Here is a 15188-nt window from a genome sequence, read left to right on the forward strand (position 1 = left end):
TTCTCAAACAACACTTGTTTCGCCCGTTTTGGGGCAACCCTGCCAGCTTAATACAGATCTGGCAGAGGAGTCAACTCCCAGTTTCGGGTCTTCGCAGACCCTTTCGGGAGCAGCCGTGCCAGGCTAGTACCAATCCGGCGAGGGAGTCAAGGCCCCGATCTCGTTCACCTTCGCGTTGGTGACCTCGCTTGTGGGGCACTGACTTTGGCTACTCTACCCGCTCGATCTCCGCTCCCAAAATCGCCAGGTTTTCCACGAACAACGGGTAGCCGCGGTCGATGTGGAAGACGTCGTGCACCTCGGTGTCCCCGTCGGCCACCAGCCCCGCCAACACCAGGCCGGCGCCGGCCCGAATGTCCGAACACCACACCGGCGCACTGGACAATTGCGGCAGCCCGCGCACCACCGCGTGGTGCCCGTCGGTGCGGGCGTCGGCGCCCAGCCGGATCATTTCCTCGACGAACCGGAAGCGCGCCTCGAACACGTTCTCGGTGATCATCGACGTGCCATCGGCGATCGACGCCAGGGCGATCGCCATCGGCTGCAGGTCGGTGGGAAATCCGGGAAACGGCAGGGTGGCCACGTTAACCGCCTTGGGCCGCTCGTACTGGGTCACCCGGAAGCTGTCGTCGGTCTGGGTCACGGTGGCCCCGGCATCGTGCAACTTGTGCAGCACCACCTGCAGGTGGGCGGGGTCGACGCCGGTCACCGAGATGTCCCCGCGGGTCATCGCCGCTGCGATGCCCCAGGTCGCGGCCACGATGCGGTCGCCGATCACCCGATGTTCGGTCGGGTACAGCCGCGGCACGCCGGTGATGGTCATGGTCGGCGAACCCGCACCCTCGACCTGCGCGCCCATCTGGTTGAGCATCGTGCACAGATCCATCACGTCGGGTTCGCGGGCCGCGTTGTGAATGGTGGTGACGCCCTCGGCCACCACCGCCGCCATCAGGATGTTCTCGGTCGCCCCCACCGACGGGAACTCCAGCTGAATCTCCGCGCCGCGCAACGTATCCGCCTGCGCCACCACGCATCCGTGCTCGATGTTGCAGGTGGCGCCCAGCTGGCGCAGGCCGGCCTGATGCATGTCCAGCGGGCGCGACCCGATGGCATCGCCACCGGGCAGCGCGACCCGGGCGCGCTTGCACCGGCCGACCAGCGGCCCCAGCACGCACACCGAGGCCCGGAACTGTCGCACCGCGGCGAAGTCGGCGTCGTATTTCGGCTCGTCGGGAGAGGTGATGCGGGCGACGTCGCCGTCGAGTTCGACGGTGGCGCCCAGGCCGCGCAGCACCTCGGCCATCAGCGGCACGTCCAGGATGTCGGGGCAGTTGGTGATGGTGCTGGTGCCCTCGGCCAGCAGGGTCGCGGCCATCAGCTTGAGCACGCTGTTCTTGGCGCCCCCCACTGCGACTTCGCCGGACAACCGGTTGCCGCCGGTCACCACGAATCGCTCGGCCACCCGGGTCAGTCTAGTGAAGCGGTGTCGGCTTTGTCAGTCAGCCAAGGCTCGGTCCCACCCGGGCGCCGCAGTACCGTTTTGGTCATGGCAGTGCATCTGACGCGCATCTACACGCGGACCGGCGACGACGGCACCACCGGATTGAGCGACTTCTCCCGGGTCTCGAAGAACGATCCGCGCCTGGTGGCCTACGCCGACTGTGACGAGGCGAACGCGGCGATCGGCGTGGCGGTGGCGGTCGGCCGGCCCGACCCGGAGCTGGCCGGCGTGTTGCGGCAGATCCAGAACGACCTGTTCGACGCGGGCGCGGACCTGTCGACACCGGTGGTGGAGGACCCCGAGTACCCCCCGCTGCGGGTCACCCAGCCCTACATCGATCGGCTCGAAAAATGGTGTGACACATACAACGAGTCGCTGCCGAAGTTGAATTCCTTTGTGCTGCCGGGTGGTTCGCCGCTCTCGGCGCTGTTGCACGTCGCCCGCACGGTGGTGCGCCGCGCCGAACGCTCGGCGTGGGCCGCGGTGGACGCCGCTCCCGAGGGGGTCAGCGCGCTGCCCGCGAAATACCTCAACCGGCTCTCGGACCTGTTGTTCATCCTGTCCCGGGTGGCCAACCCGGACGGTGACGTGCTGTGGAAACCGGGCGGTCAACAAGGCGGCGAGCCAGCTCCCGGCTAGAGGCTGCGGCGACGTGACCGGGGCGACGGACGCGACTCCAGCCAGGACAAAAACGCCGTCAACGCGCCCTTGTCGAACGCGATCTCGTAGCCGGACCTGCGGTCCTGGGTGGTGTCGCGCAGCTCGATGACGACGATCTCGTCGGTCATGATGTCGAACTCGTCGCCGCGCGGCGCGCGGCGGGACACGATCTCCACACCGCGCCGGCTCAGCCGACGGTCCGGCCACAGCCGCAGGCTGGACAGCCGATAGAACGCGGCCTCACCGCCGCGGTAACGGATCACCCCGTGCCGCCAGCCGTGACCGCCGACCGCGGGAATGTCTCGCATGATCCCCGCCGTGCCGCCCTGACGCAGCTTCCACAGCCGATAACTCAGCGCGATGACGGCGGCCGCCAGCACGACGACGAGCACGACCATGCCAGCCATGGGCGCGCTCATCGTTGCATCCGAGGCGCTAGTCGATCGCGCCGACGGCGCGCAATCTCGCGCGCCCCCGGGCCGCGACACGAGGATCGTCCGACTCGGCGGCCTCTCTGGCGGCGCTCTCGTCGATCTCCGAGGAGAACTCGGCGGATTCGGCGAGGATCGTCACCGTCTCCTCGGTGACCGACAAGAAGCCACCGTCCACCGCAATCCTCAGATCGTCTTCGCCTTCCCTTTCGACGCGCACCATTGCGTCGTCGACCAATTGCGCCACCAGCGGGATGTGCCGGGGCAGGATGCCGATCTCGCCGACCGTGGTGCGGGTGAACAGAAACGTTGCCTCACCCGACCAGATCTTGCGGTCGACAGCGACGATCTCAACGTTCAATTCAGCCATGCCACAGCACCTTTCGATACCTTTCGGTCCAGCCGCGGGTTACAGCTTGGCGCCAAGGCTCTCTGCCTTCTTGGCCAGGTCGTCCAGGCCACCGATCAGGAAGAAGGCCTGCTCGGGCACGTGGTCGAACTCGCCCTTGGTGAGCCGGTCGAATGCCTCGATGGTCTCCTTGAGCGGGACCGTCGAACCCGGCTGGCCGGTGAACTGCTCGGCCGCCATCATGTTCTGCGACAGGAACCGCTCGATCCGCCGCGCCCGGTTGACCAACTGCTTGTCCTCCTCGGACAGCTCGTCGATACCGAGGATGGCGATGATGTCCTGAAGGTCCTTGTAGCGCTGCAGGATTCGGATGACTTCCTGCGCCACCCGGTAGTGCTCTTCGCCGACCACGCCCGGGTCGAGAATGGTCGAGCTGGACGCCAGCGGGTCCACCGCGGGGAAGATGCCCTTGGAGAACACCGAACGCGACAGCTCGGTGGTGGCGTCCAGGTGCGCGAACGTCGTCGCCGGCGCCGGGTCGGTGTAGTCGTCGGCGGGCACGTAGACCGCCTGCATCGACGTGATGGACCGGCCACGGGTCGAGGTGATGCGCTCCTGCAACTCGCCCATCTCGTCGGCCAGCGTGGGCTGATACCCCACCGCCGAGGGCATCCGGCCGAGCAGCGTCGAGACCTCGGAGCCGGCCTGGGTGAACCGGAAGATGTTGTCGATGAACAACAGCACGTCCTGGCCCGCCTCGTCGCGGAACCACTCCGCCATGGTCAATGCGGACAGCGCCACCCGCATACGGGTGCCGGGCGGCTCGTCCATCTGACCGAACACCAGCGCGGTGTCCTTGAGCACGTTGGCTTCCTGCAACTCGACCCACAGGTCGTTGCCCTCACGGGTGCGCTCCCCCACCCCGGCGAACACCGAGGTACCACCGAAGTTGCGGGCGATGCGGTTGATCATCTCCTGGATGAGCACCGTCTTGCCCACGCCGGCGCCGCCGAACAGGGCGATCTTGCCGCCACGCACGTACGGGGTGAGCAGGTCGACGACCTTCAGACCCGTCTCGAGCATCTCCGTGCGGGGCTCCAGCTCCTCGAACGGCGGCGGCTTGCGGTGAATCGACCAGTGTTCGAAGTCTTCTCCGTAACCCGGCTTGTCCAGGCAGTGCCCCAGGGCGTTGAACACGTGGCCCTTGACCTCCTGGCCGACCGGCACCGAGATGGAACGACCGGTGTCGATCACCTCGACGCCGCGCACCAGGCCGTCGGTGGGCTGCAGCGAGATGGTGCGCACCAGGTTGTCCCCGAGGTGCTGGGCGACCTCGAGCGTCAGCGTCTTGGCCAGCTCCTCGAACGTGATCTCCGCGTGCAGCGCGTTGAACAGGCCCGGCACCGAACCCCGCGGGAACTCGACGTCGACGACCGGTCCGGTGACCCGCACCACCCGGCCGCTGGTGTCGCTGTTGGCCGACTTCGTGTTCTTGTCGGCGGTTTCAGTAGCAGGCATATCTTCTTTCGCTTCCTAGTGGTGCTGCCTAGCGGGCGTCGGCGAGCGCGTTTGCGCCACCGACGATTTCGCTGATCTCCTGGGTGATCTGGGCCTGCCGCTCGCGGTTCGCCATCAGCGTCAGGGCCTTGATGAGGTCATCGGCGTTGTCGGTCGCGGACTTCATCGCGCGCTGGCGCGACGCCAGCTCCGAGGCCGCGGATTCGAGCAGCGCCGCGTAAACGCGGGTGGTCAGGTAGCGCGGTAGCAGCGACTCGAAAAGCGTTGTCGCGTCCGGCTCGAACGAGTACAGGGTCCGCACTTCGGGTGGTTCCTCCACGTACTCCACCACCATCGGGGCGATCCGGTGGGCCACCGCCGACTGCGACAGCATCGACTTGAACTCGGTGTAGACGATGTGCAGCTCGTCGACGCTCTCGGCGTCGGACTCACCCTCGTCCTCGCCGCCGGTGCCGCGCATGAACGACTCGACCAGCGTCTCGGCGATCTCGGCGGCGTTCTCGTACTGCGGCTGCTCGGAGAACCCGGTCCACGATCCGCTGATGTCCCAGTTGCGGAATGTGTAGTAGTTCAATGCTTTACGGCCCACCGAGTACAGCACCGGCGTCTTGCCCTGTTCACGCAGCAGCGAGAACAGCTCCTCGGCGCGGCGGAAGATGCTCGCGTTGTAGGCGCCACACAGACCGCGGTCCGAGGACACCACCAGGACACCCGCGCGTTTGGGTTCCGGCCGCTCGACGAGCAGCGGATGATCCAACGCGGCCTCGGCGGCCAGGGTGGTCAGCATCGCGGTGATCTGGAAGGCGTACGGCCGGGCCGAATCGAGCCGGGCCTGCGCCCGACCGATACGCGACGTCGCGATCAGCTCCTGGGCCTTGGTGATCTTCTTGATCGACCCGGCCGAGCGGATCCGTCCGCGTAGTTCACGAAGTGTGGCAGCCATCGGTTGCTACTTCTGCTCTTTCTTTGCCTTCTTTTCCGGCGCCGGCTTCTTCACCTTCACCGATTCCTTTTCCAGCTCCTCCTCGTCGAGCGCCTCGACGTGCTCGTCGGGCACCACCGAGGCGCCGCCGGTGGCGGCGAAGCCCTTCTTGAAGTTGTTGATCACCTTCTCCAGCTCCTCGGCGGCCTCGTCGGAGAGCTTCTGGGTGTCGCGGATCCCGGCGAGGATCTTGTCCTCGGAGGCCCGCATGTGGTCCAGCAGTTCGGTTTCGAACCGCCGGACGTCCTCCACCGGCACCGAGTCGAGGTGACCGCCGGTGCCGAGGAAGATCGAAACCACTTGCTCCTCAACGGGCATCGGCTGGTACTGCGGTTGCTTGAGCAGCTCCACCAGCCGCGCGCCGCGGTCCAGCTGGGCCTTCGACGTCGCGTCCAGGTCGGAGGCGAACGCGGCGAAGGCTTCCAGCTCACGGAATTGCGACAGGTCCAGCCGCAGGCTGCCCGCCACCTCCTTCATCGCCTTGATCTGCGCGGCGCCACCCACCCGGGACACCGAGACGCCGACGTTGATGGCCGGCCGCACACCCTGGTTGAACAGGTCGGACTCCAGGAAGCACTGCCCGTCGGTGATCGAGATGACGTTGGTGGGGATGTAGGCCGAGATGTCGTTGGCCTTGGTCTCGATGATCGGCAGACCGGTCATCGAGCCGCCACCGAGTTCGTCGGAAAGCTTGGCGCAGCGCTCCAAAAGCCGTGAGTGCAAATAGAACACGTCACCCGGGTACGCCTCGCGGCCCGGCGGGCGGCGCAGCAGCAGCGAGATCGCGCGGTAGGCCTCGGCCTGCTTGCTCAGGTCGTCGAAGACGATCAGCACGTGCTTGCCGTCGTACATCCAGTGCTGGGCGATCGCCGAACCGGTATAGGGCGCAAGCCATTTGAAACCGGCGGAGTCGGAGGCCGGCGCCGCGACGATGGTGGTGTAGTCCATCGCCCCGCCCTCTTCCAGGGCGCGCCGGACCGACGCGATCGTGGTGCCCTTCTGGCCGATGGCCACGTAGACGCAGCGCACCTGCTTCTTCTCGTCACCGCTCTCCCAGTTCTGCCGCTGGTTGAGGATGGTGTCCACGCAGACCGCGGTCTTGCCCGTCTTGCGGTCGCCGATGATCAGCTGGCGCTGGCCACGGCCGATCGGGGTCATCGCGTCGATGGCCTTGATGCCGGTCTGCAGCGGCTCTTTCACGCTCTGCCGCTGCACCACCGAGGGCGCCTGGATCTCCAGTGCCCGCCGAATGTCGGTCTCGATGTCGCCCTGGCCGTCGATCGGCTGGCCCAGCGGATTGACCACACGGCCCAGGAAGGCGTCGCCCACCGGAACCGAGAGCACCTCGCCGGTGCGCTTGACCTGCTGGCCTTCCTCGATCTTCTCGAAGTCACCCAGGATCACCGCGCCGACGCTGTGCTCGTCCAGGTTGAGCGCGACGCCGAGCACGCCGCCGGGGAACTCGAGCAGCTCCTGGGTCATCACGGACGGCAGGCCTTCGACATGGGCGATGCCGTCACCGGCGTCGACGACGGTACCGACCTCTTCGCGGGAGGTGTCGGAGGTGAAAGAGCCTACGTACTCCTCGATGGCGCTCTGAATGTCATCAGCGGAGATTGTCAACTCGGCCATGGCTTTTCGTCTTCCTACTTGATCTTGGTATCGCGTGTGTCGGGATGGTCAGTGGTTGGTGCTGCGGTCAGTCGGGCAACTGGGCCTCTGCGGCGGCCAGACGGGACGCGAGCGTCCCGTCGATCACTTCGTCAGCCACGGCGATCAGCAGACCACCCAGCAGTTCGGTGTCGATCTGCAGCTGTACCGAGACCGGGTGGCCGTAGATGCGGCTGAGCACTTCGGTGAGGCGGGTGCGCTGCGCGTCGCTCAGGTCGGCTGCCGCGCTGACCTGGGCGACGACCTCGCCGCGGCGCGCCACCGCCACTTCCGCGAGGAACTGCACGGCCTCTTCGGCCGGCCGGCCGCGCAGCAGCTCGACCGTCTGGGTCAGCAGCGCGGCCACGATCGGGTTGACCGTGATGCTGGCGCTGTCGAGCACCTTGCGCAGCAATCCCACTCGGCCTTCCACCGGAACGGCGTAGTCGCCCAACAGGATTGCCAACCGCGGTTGCACGTCCAGGATGCGGGAGAACCGGAACAGCTGTTCTTCGACCTCGTCGACCTTGTTCTCGCGCTCGGCGACTTCGAGCAGCGCCTGCCGCGACAGGTGCTCGAGTGCGTCGATCAGGTCGGAGTTGGCCGACCAGCGCTCCGACACGGCCGCCCGCAGCACCTCGAGGGTGACGTCGCCGACCTTGCCGGACAGCAACCGCTCGATCAGCCGGACCCGGGGGCCCGCATCCTCGGCGGGAACGGTGAGATACCGCGTCACCACGATCTCGCGGTCCAGCATCTGGGCCACCGACACCAGTTCGCTGGACAGGGCGGAAAGTGCTTTGTTGTCAAGATCTTTGGCGACGGTGGTGAATCGCTCCGTCAGGTTGACCAGCGCGACGCGGCTCGAGGAGCGCATCTTGGTCATCAGCGGGTACTGGACGTCGGCCGCCGCGGGCGCCATCGCGTCGAGGTCGTCCAGGAATCGGTCCACGGTCGCCGATTGCTGGGCCGGGTCGGCGACATAGTTGCGCACCAACTCGCCGGCCTGCCGCACCGCTTCGTGCCCGAGTTCCAGCCGCAGCTGACGGGTCAGCTGGGTGCGCAACAGGTCGACCTGCCGGCTGCCCTGCGATTTGATGCGTTCGGCCTCGAGGCCGGCCTGCGCCGCCAACTGCTCGGTGATGCGTTTGGCGTCCGCCTGCGCCTCGTCGACAACCCGCTTCGACTCCGCCTTGGCCGCTTCCACGGCCTTGCTGTGCGCGGTGGTCGACTCGGTCAACCGGTCGGCCGCGGCGGCCGCGTCCTGCAGCTGCTGGCGCACCGCCTCCTGGCGCGCGGCCATCAACCGTCGCACCGGCGGCACCACATAGCGGACCACCAGGAACACGATGGCCGCAAAGCCCACCAACTGGCCGATGAAAGTCGACATACTTCGATTACCGTCCGGATGTCTTGGTTGCGGATGTGGTCGCGGCGGCGGGGGCGACGTCGACACCGAGGATTCGGCTGGCCAGGGTCGCCGACATGGACGCCACATTGGCACGCAGATCCAGTTCCACGGCGTCTCTTTCCCGCTTCAGCTGCCGGGCGGCCAGCTGCAGCGTCGACAGCACCTCTTGCTCGGCCTTGGCCCGCGCGTCCTCCACGACCTTACGGCCCTCGGCGCGGGCGTTGTCGCGTAACGACGACGCCTGCACCCGGGCTTCGGTCATGGCTTCTTCGTAATCGGCCTGGGCGGCCTCGAACTGCTCGGCCGCCTTCCGGTTGTCGGCGGCCGTCTTGGCGACCATGGCGTCGCGCTCGCGCAACACCTTCATCACCGGCGGCACCACGAAGGTGCCGATGACGGCCAGCACGATCAGGAAGATGGCCAGCACGAAGAAGAAGGTGCCGTTGGGTACGAGGAAGTTGTTGCCTCCCTCGGCCACCACCTGGCTGGATGCCAGCACGCTCAGGCTCGCGTCACCCATCACAGCGAACTAGGTGCCGACGGGTGTGGCGAAGACGAACAGCGCCATGAACGCCAGGTTGATGAAGTACGCCGCCTCGACCAGACCGACGGTGATGAAGAACGGCGTAAACAACCGGCCTTGCGCCTCGGGTTGCCGGGCGATACCGGAAACCAGCGCGTTACCGGCGATACCGTCACCGATACCGGCACCGATCGCGCCGCCGCCCATGATGAGTCCACCGCCGATGAGCGCAGCGGCAGCGACTTGGGGGTCCAGAGCCATTCTTATCCTCCTTGTAACTGGTAGGGGTCTACCAGGCTTGTCGAAATCGTGCGTGGGTCAAGGCAATTCGTGGTGGTCTCAGTCATGGTGTTCCTCGATCTCCATGGCCTGGCTGAAGTACAGGATGGTCAGGATCGAGAAGATGAAGGCCTGGATCGCGCCGACGAACAGGTCGAAGGCTTTCCAGATCGCGTTGGGGGCCCACATGATGTAGGGCGGGAACAGCGCGATCAGCGCGACCAGGATGCCGCCGGCGAAGATGTTGCCGAAAAGTCGCAGCGACAACGAGATTGGCTTGGCCAACTCCTCGACGACGTTGATCGGCGCCAGGAACGCCACGTGACCCTTGAGCACGGCCAGCGGGTGCCCGACGACGCCGCGACGCCAGATGCCGGCCACGTGGTAGCAGACGAAGACGAAAAGAGCCAGCGCCAGAACGTAATTGATGTCCGCGGCCGCCGACTTCAGCAGCTCGGTGGTGTGCCCGGACTTGTCCGTGTACTGCAGCGGAAGCACCGACAGCCAGTTGGAGATCAGGATGAACACGAAGATGGTGACGGCCAGCGGCAACACGAACGGTGCGATCCGCATGCCGACCGCGCTCTCGATCTGATCGCGCATCTGGACCGTGATGGCCTCCCAGAACAACTGGACGCCGCTGGGCACGCCGGTGGAGGTGATCTTCGCGCGCAGGAAGAACGCCAGCGCGAGGACGATCAGCGCGGCGATCCCGGTCGACAGAATCGTGTCGGTGTTGACGGTCATGCCCAGCCAGGTGGCGTGGTTGTGTTCGCCGACCTCGATTGCGGATTCGGCCAGGAACGTCGTCTCAGGCATCGGTGCTGTTCCTTCCTTCCGTTCCGTCCGACCCCGCGGCGGCGCCGTCGGCGGACGGCGCCCAATCACCGGCACGCAGTTTCTTCCACACCGGCAGCGCCGTCGATGCCACCAAGAGGACCTGGAACAGCGCCAGCCCGAACAGCACGCCCAGTCCGGCGGGCCGGAACAGGTAGGCGATGATCAGCCCGACGACGGTGATGATGGCCAGCCGGGACGCCGAGTTGACCGCCATCGACCTCTTCAGCGGGTGCTCCTTGGCGGTGATCGAGTCAACCGAGCGGCGCACCAGTACGGCGTTGAGCAAACCCAGCAGCAACCCGATGCCGAAGAAGACCCCGACCATCAGGTGACCGGACAGTCCGGCGGCGAGCACCGCCACCGCGGTGATGGCAACGCTGATCGCGAACAGCCGAACCGGACGGAAAGCAACAGAGGGGAACACCAACGGCGCGTCCTGCGCTGGTGTCGTCACTGCAGCACCTCAATCCCAGGTTGGTGGAACGGGAACCCCCCGACCGACTGATCGGTGGCCCGCCGAGCGTATCGCACGTCACAGTTGAATCACCCAAGGGGTATCTCCCGGGGCCGGTCTTGCACCGGCCCGATCGGAGCAGCCTCCGACGGACCGGTCGCCTGCGCGGCTTTTTGGGGTTCTACCTGCACCGTACCACAGGCCGAAGCCCACTACTACTGCCTGTCGTACTCTTCGTCTTCGTAGTCGTCGCCGCGGCGTAACAGCGGTATGGCCGTCGCGATCCCGGCGACCACGATGGCGCCCAGCATCACCGCCGCGGTGTCGCGGGGGCGGAAGAAAATGGTGCTCGCCGCGCCGAACGCCACGATGCCGACCCACAGGTAGATCAGCAACACCACCCGGCGGTGCGAATGACCGATCTGCAGCAACCGGTGATGCAGGTGCATCTTGTCGGGGCTGAACGCGCTGCGGCCCGCCCGGGTGCGCCGCACGATGGCCAGCAGCAAATCCAGCATCGGCACGAAGATGACCGCCGCGACCAGCAGGAACGGCGAGAGCAGTGCGAAGACGTCGCGCGCGCCGTAGGCGTTCTGCGAGACCGGGCCGGCCGCCGTCGTCGACGCCGCGGCCAGCATCAACCCGATCAGCATGGAGCCGGAGTCGCCCATGAAGATCTTGGCGCGATGGAAGTTGTGCGGCAGGAAGCCCAGGCACGCCCCGGCCAGCACCACCGAGATCACGGCGGGCGGGTAGAACAGCACGTCGCCGCCGTGGTCGCGCAGCAGCCCGACGGAGAACATGCAGATCGCCAGGGCGGTGATGAGACCCAGCCCGGCGGCCAGACCGTCGAGCCCGTCGACGAAGTTCATCGCGTTGACCACCGACACCGTCAGCGCCAGGGTCAGCAGGATCGACGAGGCCTGGTCCAGCACGATGGTGCCGACGCCGCCGATCGGGATGTACAGCACGCTCCACGCCACGCCCATGGTGACCAGCACGCTGGCCGCGGTGATCTGACCGGCGAACTTGGTCAGCGCGTCCAGGCCCCAGCGATCGTCGATCAGGCCGATGCCCATGATGACAGCGCCGGCCACCAGGACGGCGGGCATGCCGCTGGAGTAGACGAACCCGCGGGTGAGCGCCGGCAGCTGCGAGGCCAGGAAGACGGCGCAGACGACACCGAGAAACATGGCCAGGCCGCCCATCCGCGGGGTGGGCGTCACGTGCACGTCGCGCTCGCGCGGATAGGCGACCGCGCCCAGCCGGGTGGCCAGCACCCGCACCGGCCCGGTCGCGAAGTAGGTGATGATGGCCGCGGTCAGCCCCACCAGTGCCAGCTCGCGCAGCGGAACGCCGGCGCCGCGGTCGGAAAGGGCGAGCAAACCACCGGCAAGGTCGGTTACGTCGCTGGACACCAACGAGACCGTACTGGACAAAGCTGGGACCTCGACAACCGCTTGGGTCAGCCCGGGACGGCCAGGCTTTCCGGGTCGATGCCGAGCACTTCCGCGATCCGCTGGGCGCTCACCGGGCCCGGGCGCAGGATCCGCGGCGTGGCGCCGGTCAGGTCCACGATGGTCGAGGCGGCGCCCCGCTCGGCCCGCCCGGCCGCCAGGTAGACGTCGACCAAATCACCCAGCTGGCCGCGGGCCTCGTCGGCGTCGACGGCCGCCGGATGGCCGGAGATGTTGGCGCTGGACACGGCCATCGGCCCGACCTCGCGCAGCAGCTCGATGGCGACCGGGTGCAGCGGCATGCGCAGCATCACCGTGCCGCGGGCGTCGCCGAGATCCCACTGCAGCGACGGGGCCTGGGTCACCACCAGGCTCAGCGCGCCCGGCCAGAAAGCGCGGATCAGGTCGCGGGCGCCGTCCGGCATGGTGTAGACGAGTCCCTCGATGGTGTGCCAGGAGCCGACCAGGACACCCACCGGCATGTCGCGGCCCCTCCCCTTCGCCGACAGCAGCGCCGACACCGCGGCGCTGTTGAACGCGTCGGCGCCGATGCCGTACACGGTGTCGGTCGGCATGACGACCAGCCGGCCGCCCTTGACGGCCGCGGCCGCCGCCGCGATGCCGCGGGAACGCTGATCGGGGTCGGCGCAGTCGAAGACGTCAGACATCAGCGCCGCTCCTCCTCATCGCTGCGCTCTGCATCGTCGCGACGCGAGACATCAGCGCCGCTCCTCCTGCGGGCGGTCACGAACCGTGGCCGGCCGGTCAGGTCCCGGTGCGCCCGCACGTCGTCGAAAAGCCCGGTGCGGTCGAACAATTCGACGGTCTGGTGCGAGGTGGTGTCGTCGTGCTCGATGCCGATCAGTCCGCCCGGCCGCAGCCACCGGCCGGCCAGTTCGACGACGGGGGCGATCACCGCCAGGCCGTCGGGCCCGCCGAACACCGCGTGGTGCGGATCGTGCTGGGCGACTTCGGGTTCCAGCACGGCACCGTCGGGAACATAGGGCGGGTTGGCCACGACCAGATCCACCCGACCGTCCAGGTCGGGCGCCGAGCCGGGCACACGGGCCAGCTCGATGACGTCGGCGCGCACCAGCTCGACCGTCGTGCCCGCGGCATTGCGGCGCGCATATTCCAGGGCCGCATCGGAATTGTCGACGCCGACGATGCGCGCCGGCAGGCCCCGGCCGGCGCGATGGTGAGCCAACGCTACCGCCAGGGCGCCCGACCCGGTGCACAGGTCGACGATGACGGGCCGCGGTGGAAGTTGTTGCGCGGTGGCCCATTCCAGCAGCGCCTCGGTTTCGGGACGCGGGACGAAGACCCCTGGTCCGACGTGCAGCAGGACCGGACCGAAGGCCGCCGTCCCCAACAAATGCTGCAACGGCACCCGCCGGGCGCGGGCCAACACCGCGTCACGGTACCGCTGGAAGAACTCTTGACCCGGCGACTCGAGCAAGCCCAGCCGGCCTCGGTCGACGCCCGCCAGGTGCGCGGCCAGCTGCTCGGCATCCCAACGCGCGGAAGCGATTCCGGCTTCGGCGAGGGTGGCCGTCGCGTCGTCGATCGCGCGCCGCAGGCTGAGCCGGATCGTCCCGCTGCTCATCGTGTGCATCGTCGCCGGGAGGTCATGCCTGCTGCAACCGCGACTGCTTGTCGGCGGCGGCCAGCGCGTCGAACAACGCATCCAGGTCGCCGTCGAGCACCTGGTCGAGGTTGTGCGCCTTGAAGCCGATGCGGTGGTCGGTAATCCGGTTCTCCGGAAAGTTGTAGGTGCGAATGCGTTCGCTGCGGTCCACGGTGCGAATCTGGCTGGCCCGATCGGCCGACGCCTCGGCCGAGGCCTGCTCCTCGGCCATGGCCTGCAGCCGGGCCGCCAGCACCTGCAGCGCGCGGGCCTTGTTCTGCAGCTGCGAACGCTCGTTCTGGCAGGTGACCACGACGCCGGTGGGCAGGTGGGTGATCCGCACCGCGGAGTCCGTGGTGTTGACGCCCTGCCCGCCCTTGCCCGACGAGCGGAACACATCGATGCGCAGATCGGACTCGTCGATCTGCACCTCGGCGACCTCTTCGGGTTCGGGATAGACGAGCACACCCGCCGCCGAAGTGTGCACGCGGCCTTGGGATTCCGTGACCGGGACGCGCTGCACCCGGTGCACCCCGCCCTCGAACTTCATCCGCGACCACACGCCGTCGGCGCTGTCGCCCTTGCTGCGGATGGACAGCGTCGCGTCCTTGTAACCGCCCAGGTCCGAGGTGATCTCGTCCAGCACCGTGACCGTCCAGCCGTGCCGCTCGGCGTAGCGGATGTACATCCGGGCCAGGTCGGCGGCGAACAACGCCGACTCTTCGCCGCCTTCACCGGATTTGACCTCGAGCACGATGTCGTCGGCGTCGTGCGGGTCGCGCGGGGCCAGCATGTCGGTCAGCTGGGTGTCCAACTGGGCCACCCGGGATTCCAGGTCGGCGACCTCGGCGGTGAACGAATCGTCGTCGGCGGCCAGTTCGCGCGCGGTCTCGAGGTCCTCTCGGGCGGCCATCAGCTTGCGGTAGGTGCCGACGATCGGGGCGAGCCGGGCGAACCGCCGCCCGGCCTTGCGGGCCTCGTCGGGATTGCTGTGCAGGTCGGGGTCGGACAGCCGGCGTTCCAGGTCGGCGTGTTCGGCCAGCAGCACGTCGATGGTCTGAACCGGCTGCGTCATCTCACACCTCCTGCCCTGCCCCGCGCCACGACCGCAAACGTGAACCGACGCCCGGCCTGTGCGACTGCGCGCACAGTTCGGGCGTCGGGAACCGAGCTATTTGTCGGCGCTTTCGGCTTTCTCGGCGCCGGCCTTGCGCTTGCCGTAGCGCTTCTCGAAACGGGCCACCCGGCCGCCGCTGTCCAGGATCTTCTGCTTGCCGGTGTAGAACGGGTGGCACTGCGAGCACACCTCGACGACGATGCGGCCACCGTCCTTGGTGCTGCGGGTCTGGAACGTGTTGCCGCACCCACAGAGCACCGTGGTCTCCGCGTAGGTGGGGTGAATGTCAGCTTTCATGATTCCTCTTCGATCTCGTCGCGCGTCGATTATGCCAGGTCAACCGCTACCCGCCCAAAACAGTGGGATGCGTCGGGGCATTCCCGCCGGGC

At 67.5% G+C, this 15188-nt stretch carries 16 protein-coding genes and 1 pseudogene; 1 reads left to right on the forward strand and 16 read right to left on the reverse strand.

The genetic code is table 11. The annotated features are described in order from the left end of the window. Positions 1-208: 208 nt before the first annotated feature. A complete protein-coding gene (gene murA, locus MAA44156_RS13890; RefSeq protein WP_009975717.1) occupies positions 209-1462 on the reverse strand; it encodes a UDP-N-acetylglucosamine 1-carboxyvinyltransferase in 1254 nt (417 codons plus the stop codon). An 84-nt stretch (positions 1463-1546) separates the two neighbouring features. On the opposite strand from murA, the gene MAA44156_RS13895 reads away from it, so the two are divergent. Further along, complete coding sequence (locus tag MAA44156_RS13895; RefSeq protein WP_019732348.1) at positions 1547-2140, forward strand: cob(I)yrinic acid a,c-diamide adenosyltransferase; 594 nt, start codon at positions 1547-1549, stop codon at positions 2138-2140. Here MAA44156_RS13895 and MAA44156_RS13900 read toward each other — a convergent pair. From MAA44156_RS13900 to rpmE, 15 genes and pseudogenes are all read right to left on the reverse strand, one after another. After that, the gene (locus MAA44156_RS13900) at positions 2137-2580 is read right to left on the reverse strand and encodes a DUF2550 domain-containing protein (protein WP_003873218.1); all 444 of its coding nucleotides are present in this window, start codon (positions 2578-2580) and stop codon (positions 2137-2139) included. The genes MAA44156_RS13895 and MAA44156_RS13900 overlap by 4 nt on opposite strands. A gap of 16 nt (positions 2581-2596) precedes the next feature. Next, positions 2597-2962 (reverse strand): F0F1 ATP synthase subunit epsilon, encoded by a 366-nt coding sequence (locus MAA44156_RS13905; RefSeq protein WP_003873219.1) that lies wholly within the window; start codon positions 2960-2962, stop codon positions 2597-2599. Between the two features lie 39 nt (positions 2963-3001). Continuing rightward, positions 3002-4459, reverse strand: coding sequence for a F0F1 ATP synthase subunit beta (gene atpD, locus MAA44156_RS13910; RefSeq protein WP_009975712.1), 1458 nt, complete (start codon positions 4457-4459; stop codon positions 3002-3004). Positions 4460-4487: 28 nt separating this feature from the next. Then, complete coding sequence (locus tag MAA44156_RS13915) at positions 4488-5402, reverse strand: F0F1 ATP synthase subunit gamma (protein WP_003873221.1); 915 nt, start codon at positions 5400-5402, stop codon at positions 4488-4490. A gap of 6 nt (positions 5403-5408) precedes the next feature. Continuing rightward, on the reverse strand, positions 5409-7073 hold the full coding sequence (atpA, locus tag MAA44156_RS13920) for a F0F1 ATP synthase subunit alpha (protein ID WP_003877295.1): 1665 nt from the start codon (positions 7071-7073) through the stop codon (positions 5409-5411). A 67-nt stretch (positions 7074-7140) separates the two neighbouring features. Beyond that, the gene (locus MAA44156_RS13925) at positions 7141-8481 is read right to left on the reverse strand and encodes a F0F1 ATP synthase subunit B/delta (protein ID WP_009975711.1); all 1341 of its coding nucleotides are present in this window, start codon (positions 8479-8481) and stop codon (positions 7141-7143) included. Between the two features lie 7 nt (positions 8482-8488). Beyond that, complete coding sequence (locus MAA44156_RS13930; RefSeq protein ID WP_003873224.1) at positions 8489-9022, reverse strand: F0F1 ATP synthase subunit B; 534 nt, start codon at positions 9020-9022, stop codon at positions 8489-8491. Positions 9023-9031: 9 nt separating this feature from the next. Beyond that, positions 9032-9280 (reverse strand): F0F1 ATP synthase subunit C, encoded by a 249-nt coding sequence (locus MAA44156_RS13935; RefSeq protein ID WP_024636915.1) that lies wholly within the window; start codon positions 9278-9280, stop codon positions 9032-9034. Between the two features lie 84 nt (positions 9281-9364). Beyond that, on the reverse strand, positions 9365-10123 hold the full coding sequence (gene atpB / locus MAA44156_RS13940) for a F0F1 ATP synthase subunit A (RefSeq protein WP_003873226.1): 759 nt from the start codon (positions 10121-10123) through the stop codon (positions 9365-9367). Then, complete coding sequence (locus MAA44156_RS13945; RefSeq protein WP_003877292.1) at positions 10116-10598, reverse strand: ATP synthase subunit I; 483 nt, start codon at positions 10596-10598, stop codon at positions 10116-10118. The genes atpB and MAA44156_RS13945 overlap by 8 nt, the downstream gene beginning before the upstream one ends. 215 nt (positions 10599-10813) lie before the next feature. Then, a pseudogene (locus tag MAA44156_RS13950) lies at positions 10814-12035 on the reverse strand (glycosyltransferase family 4 protein); the annotation flags it as partial. A gap of 28 nt (positions 12036-12063) precedes the next feature. Then, positions 12064-12723 (reverse strand): L-threonylcarbamoyladenylate synthase, encoded by a 660-nt coding sequence (locus tag MAA44156_RS13955; RefSeq protein ID WP_009975706.1) that lies wholly within the window; start codon positions 12721-12723, stop codon positions 12064-12066. After that, positions 12723-13670, reverse strand: coding sequence for a peptide chain release factor N(5)-glutamine methyltransferase (prmC, locus tag MAA44156_RS13960; protein WP_019732347.1), 948 nt, complete (start codon positions 13668-13670; stop codon positions 12723-12725). Before prmC ends, MAA44156_RS13955 begins: the two co-directional genes overlap by 1 nt. 13 nt (positions 13671-13683) lie before the next feature. Continuing rightward, on the reverse strand, positions 13684-14757 hold the full coding sequence (gene prfA / locus MAA44156_RS13965; protein WP_003873231.1) for a peptide chain release factor 1: 1074 nt from the start codon (positions 14755-14757) through the stop codon (positions 13684-13686). A gap of 96 nt (positions 14758-14853) precedes the next feature. Further along, the gene (gene rpmE, locus MAA44156_RS13970; protein WP_003873232.1) at positions 14854-15096 is read right to left on the reverse strand and encodes a 50S ribosomal protein L31; all 243 of its coding nucleotides are present in this window, start codon (positions 15094-15096) and stop codon (positions 14854-14856) included. Positions 15097-15188: the final 92 nt, after the last annotated feature.

Origin of the sequence: Mycobacterium avium subsp. avium (assembly GCF_009741445.1) — a bacterium.
Classification (GTDB): Bacteria; Actinomycetota; Actinomycetes; order Mycobacteriales; family Mycobacteriaceae; genus Mycobacterium; species Mycobacterium avium.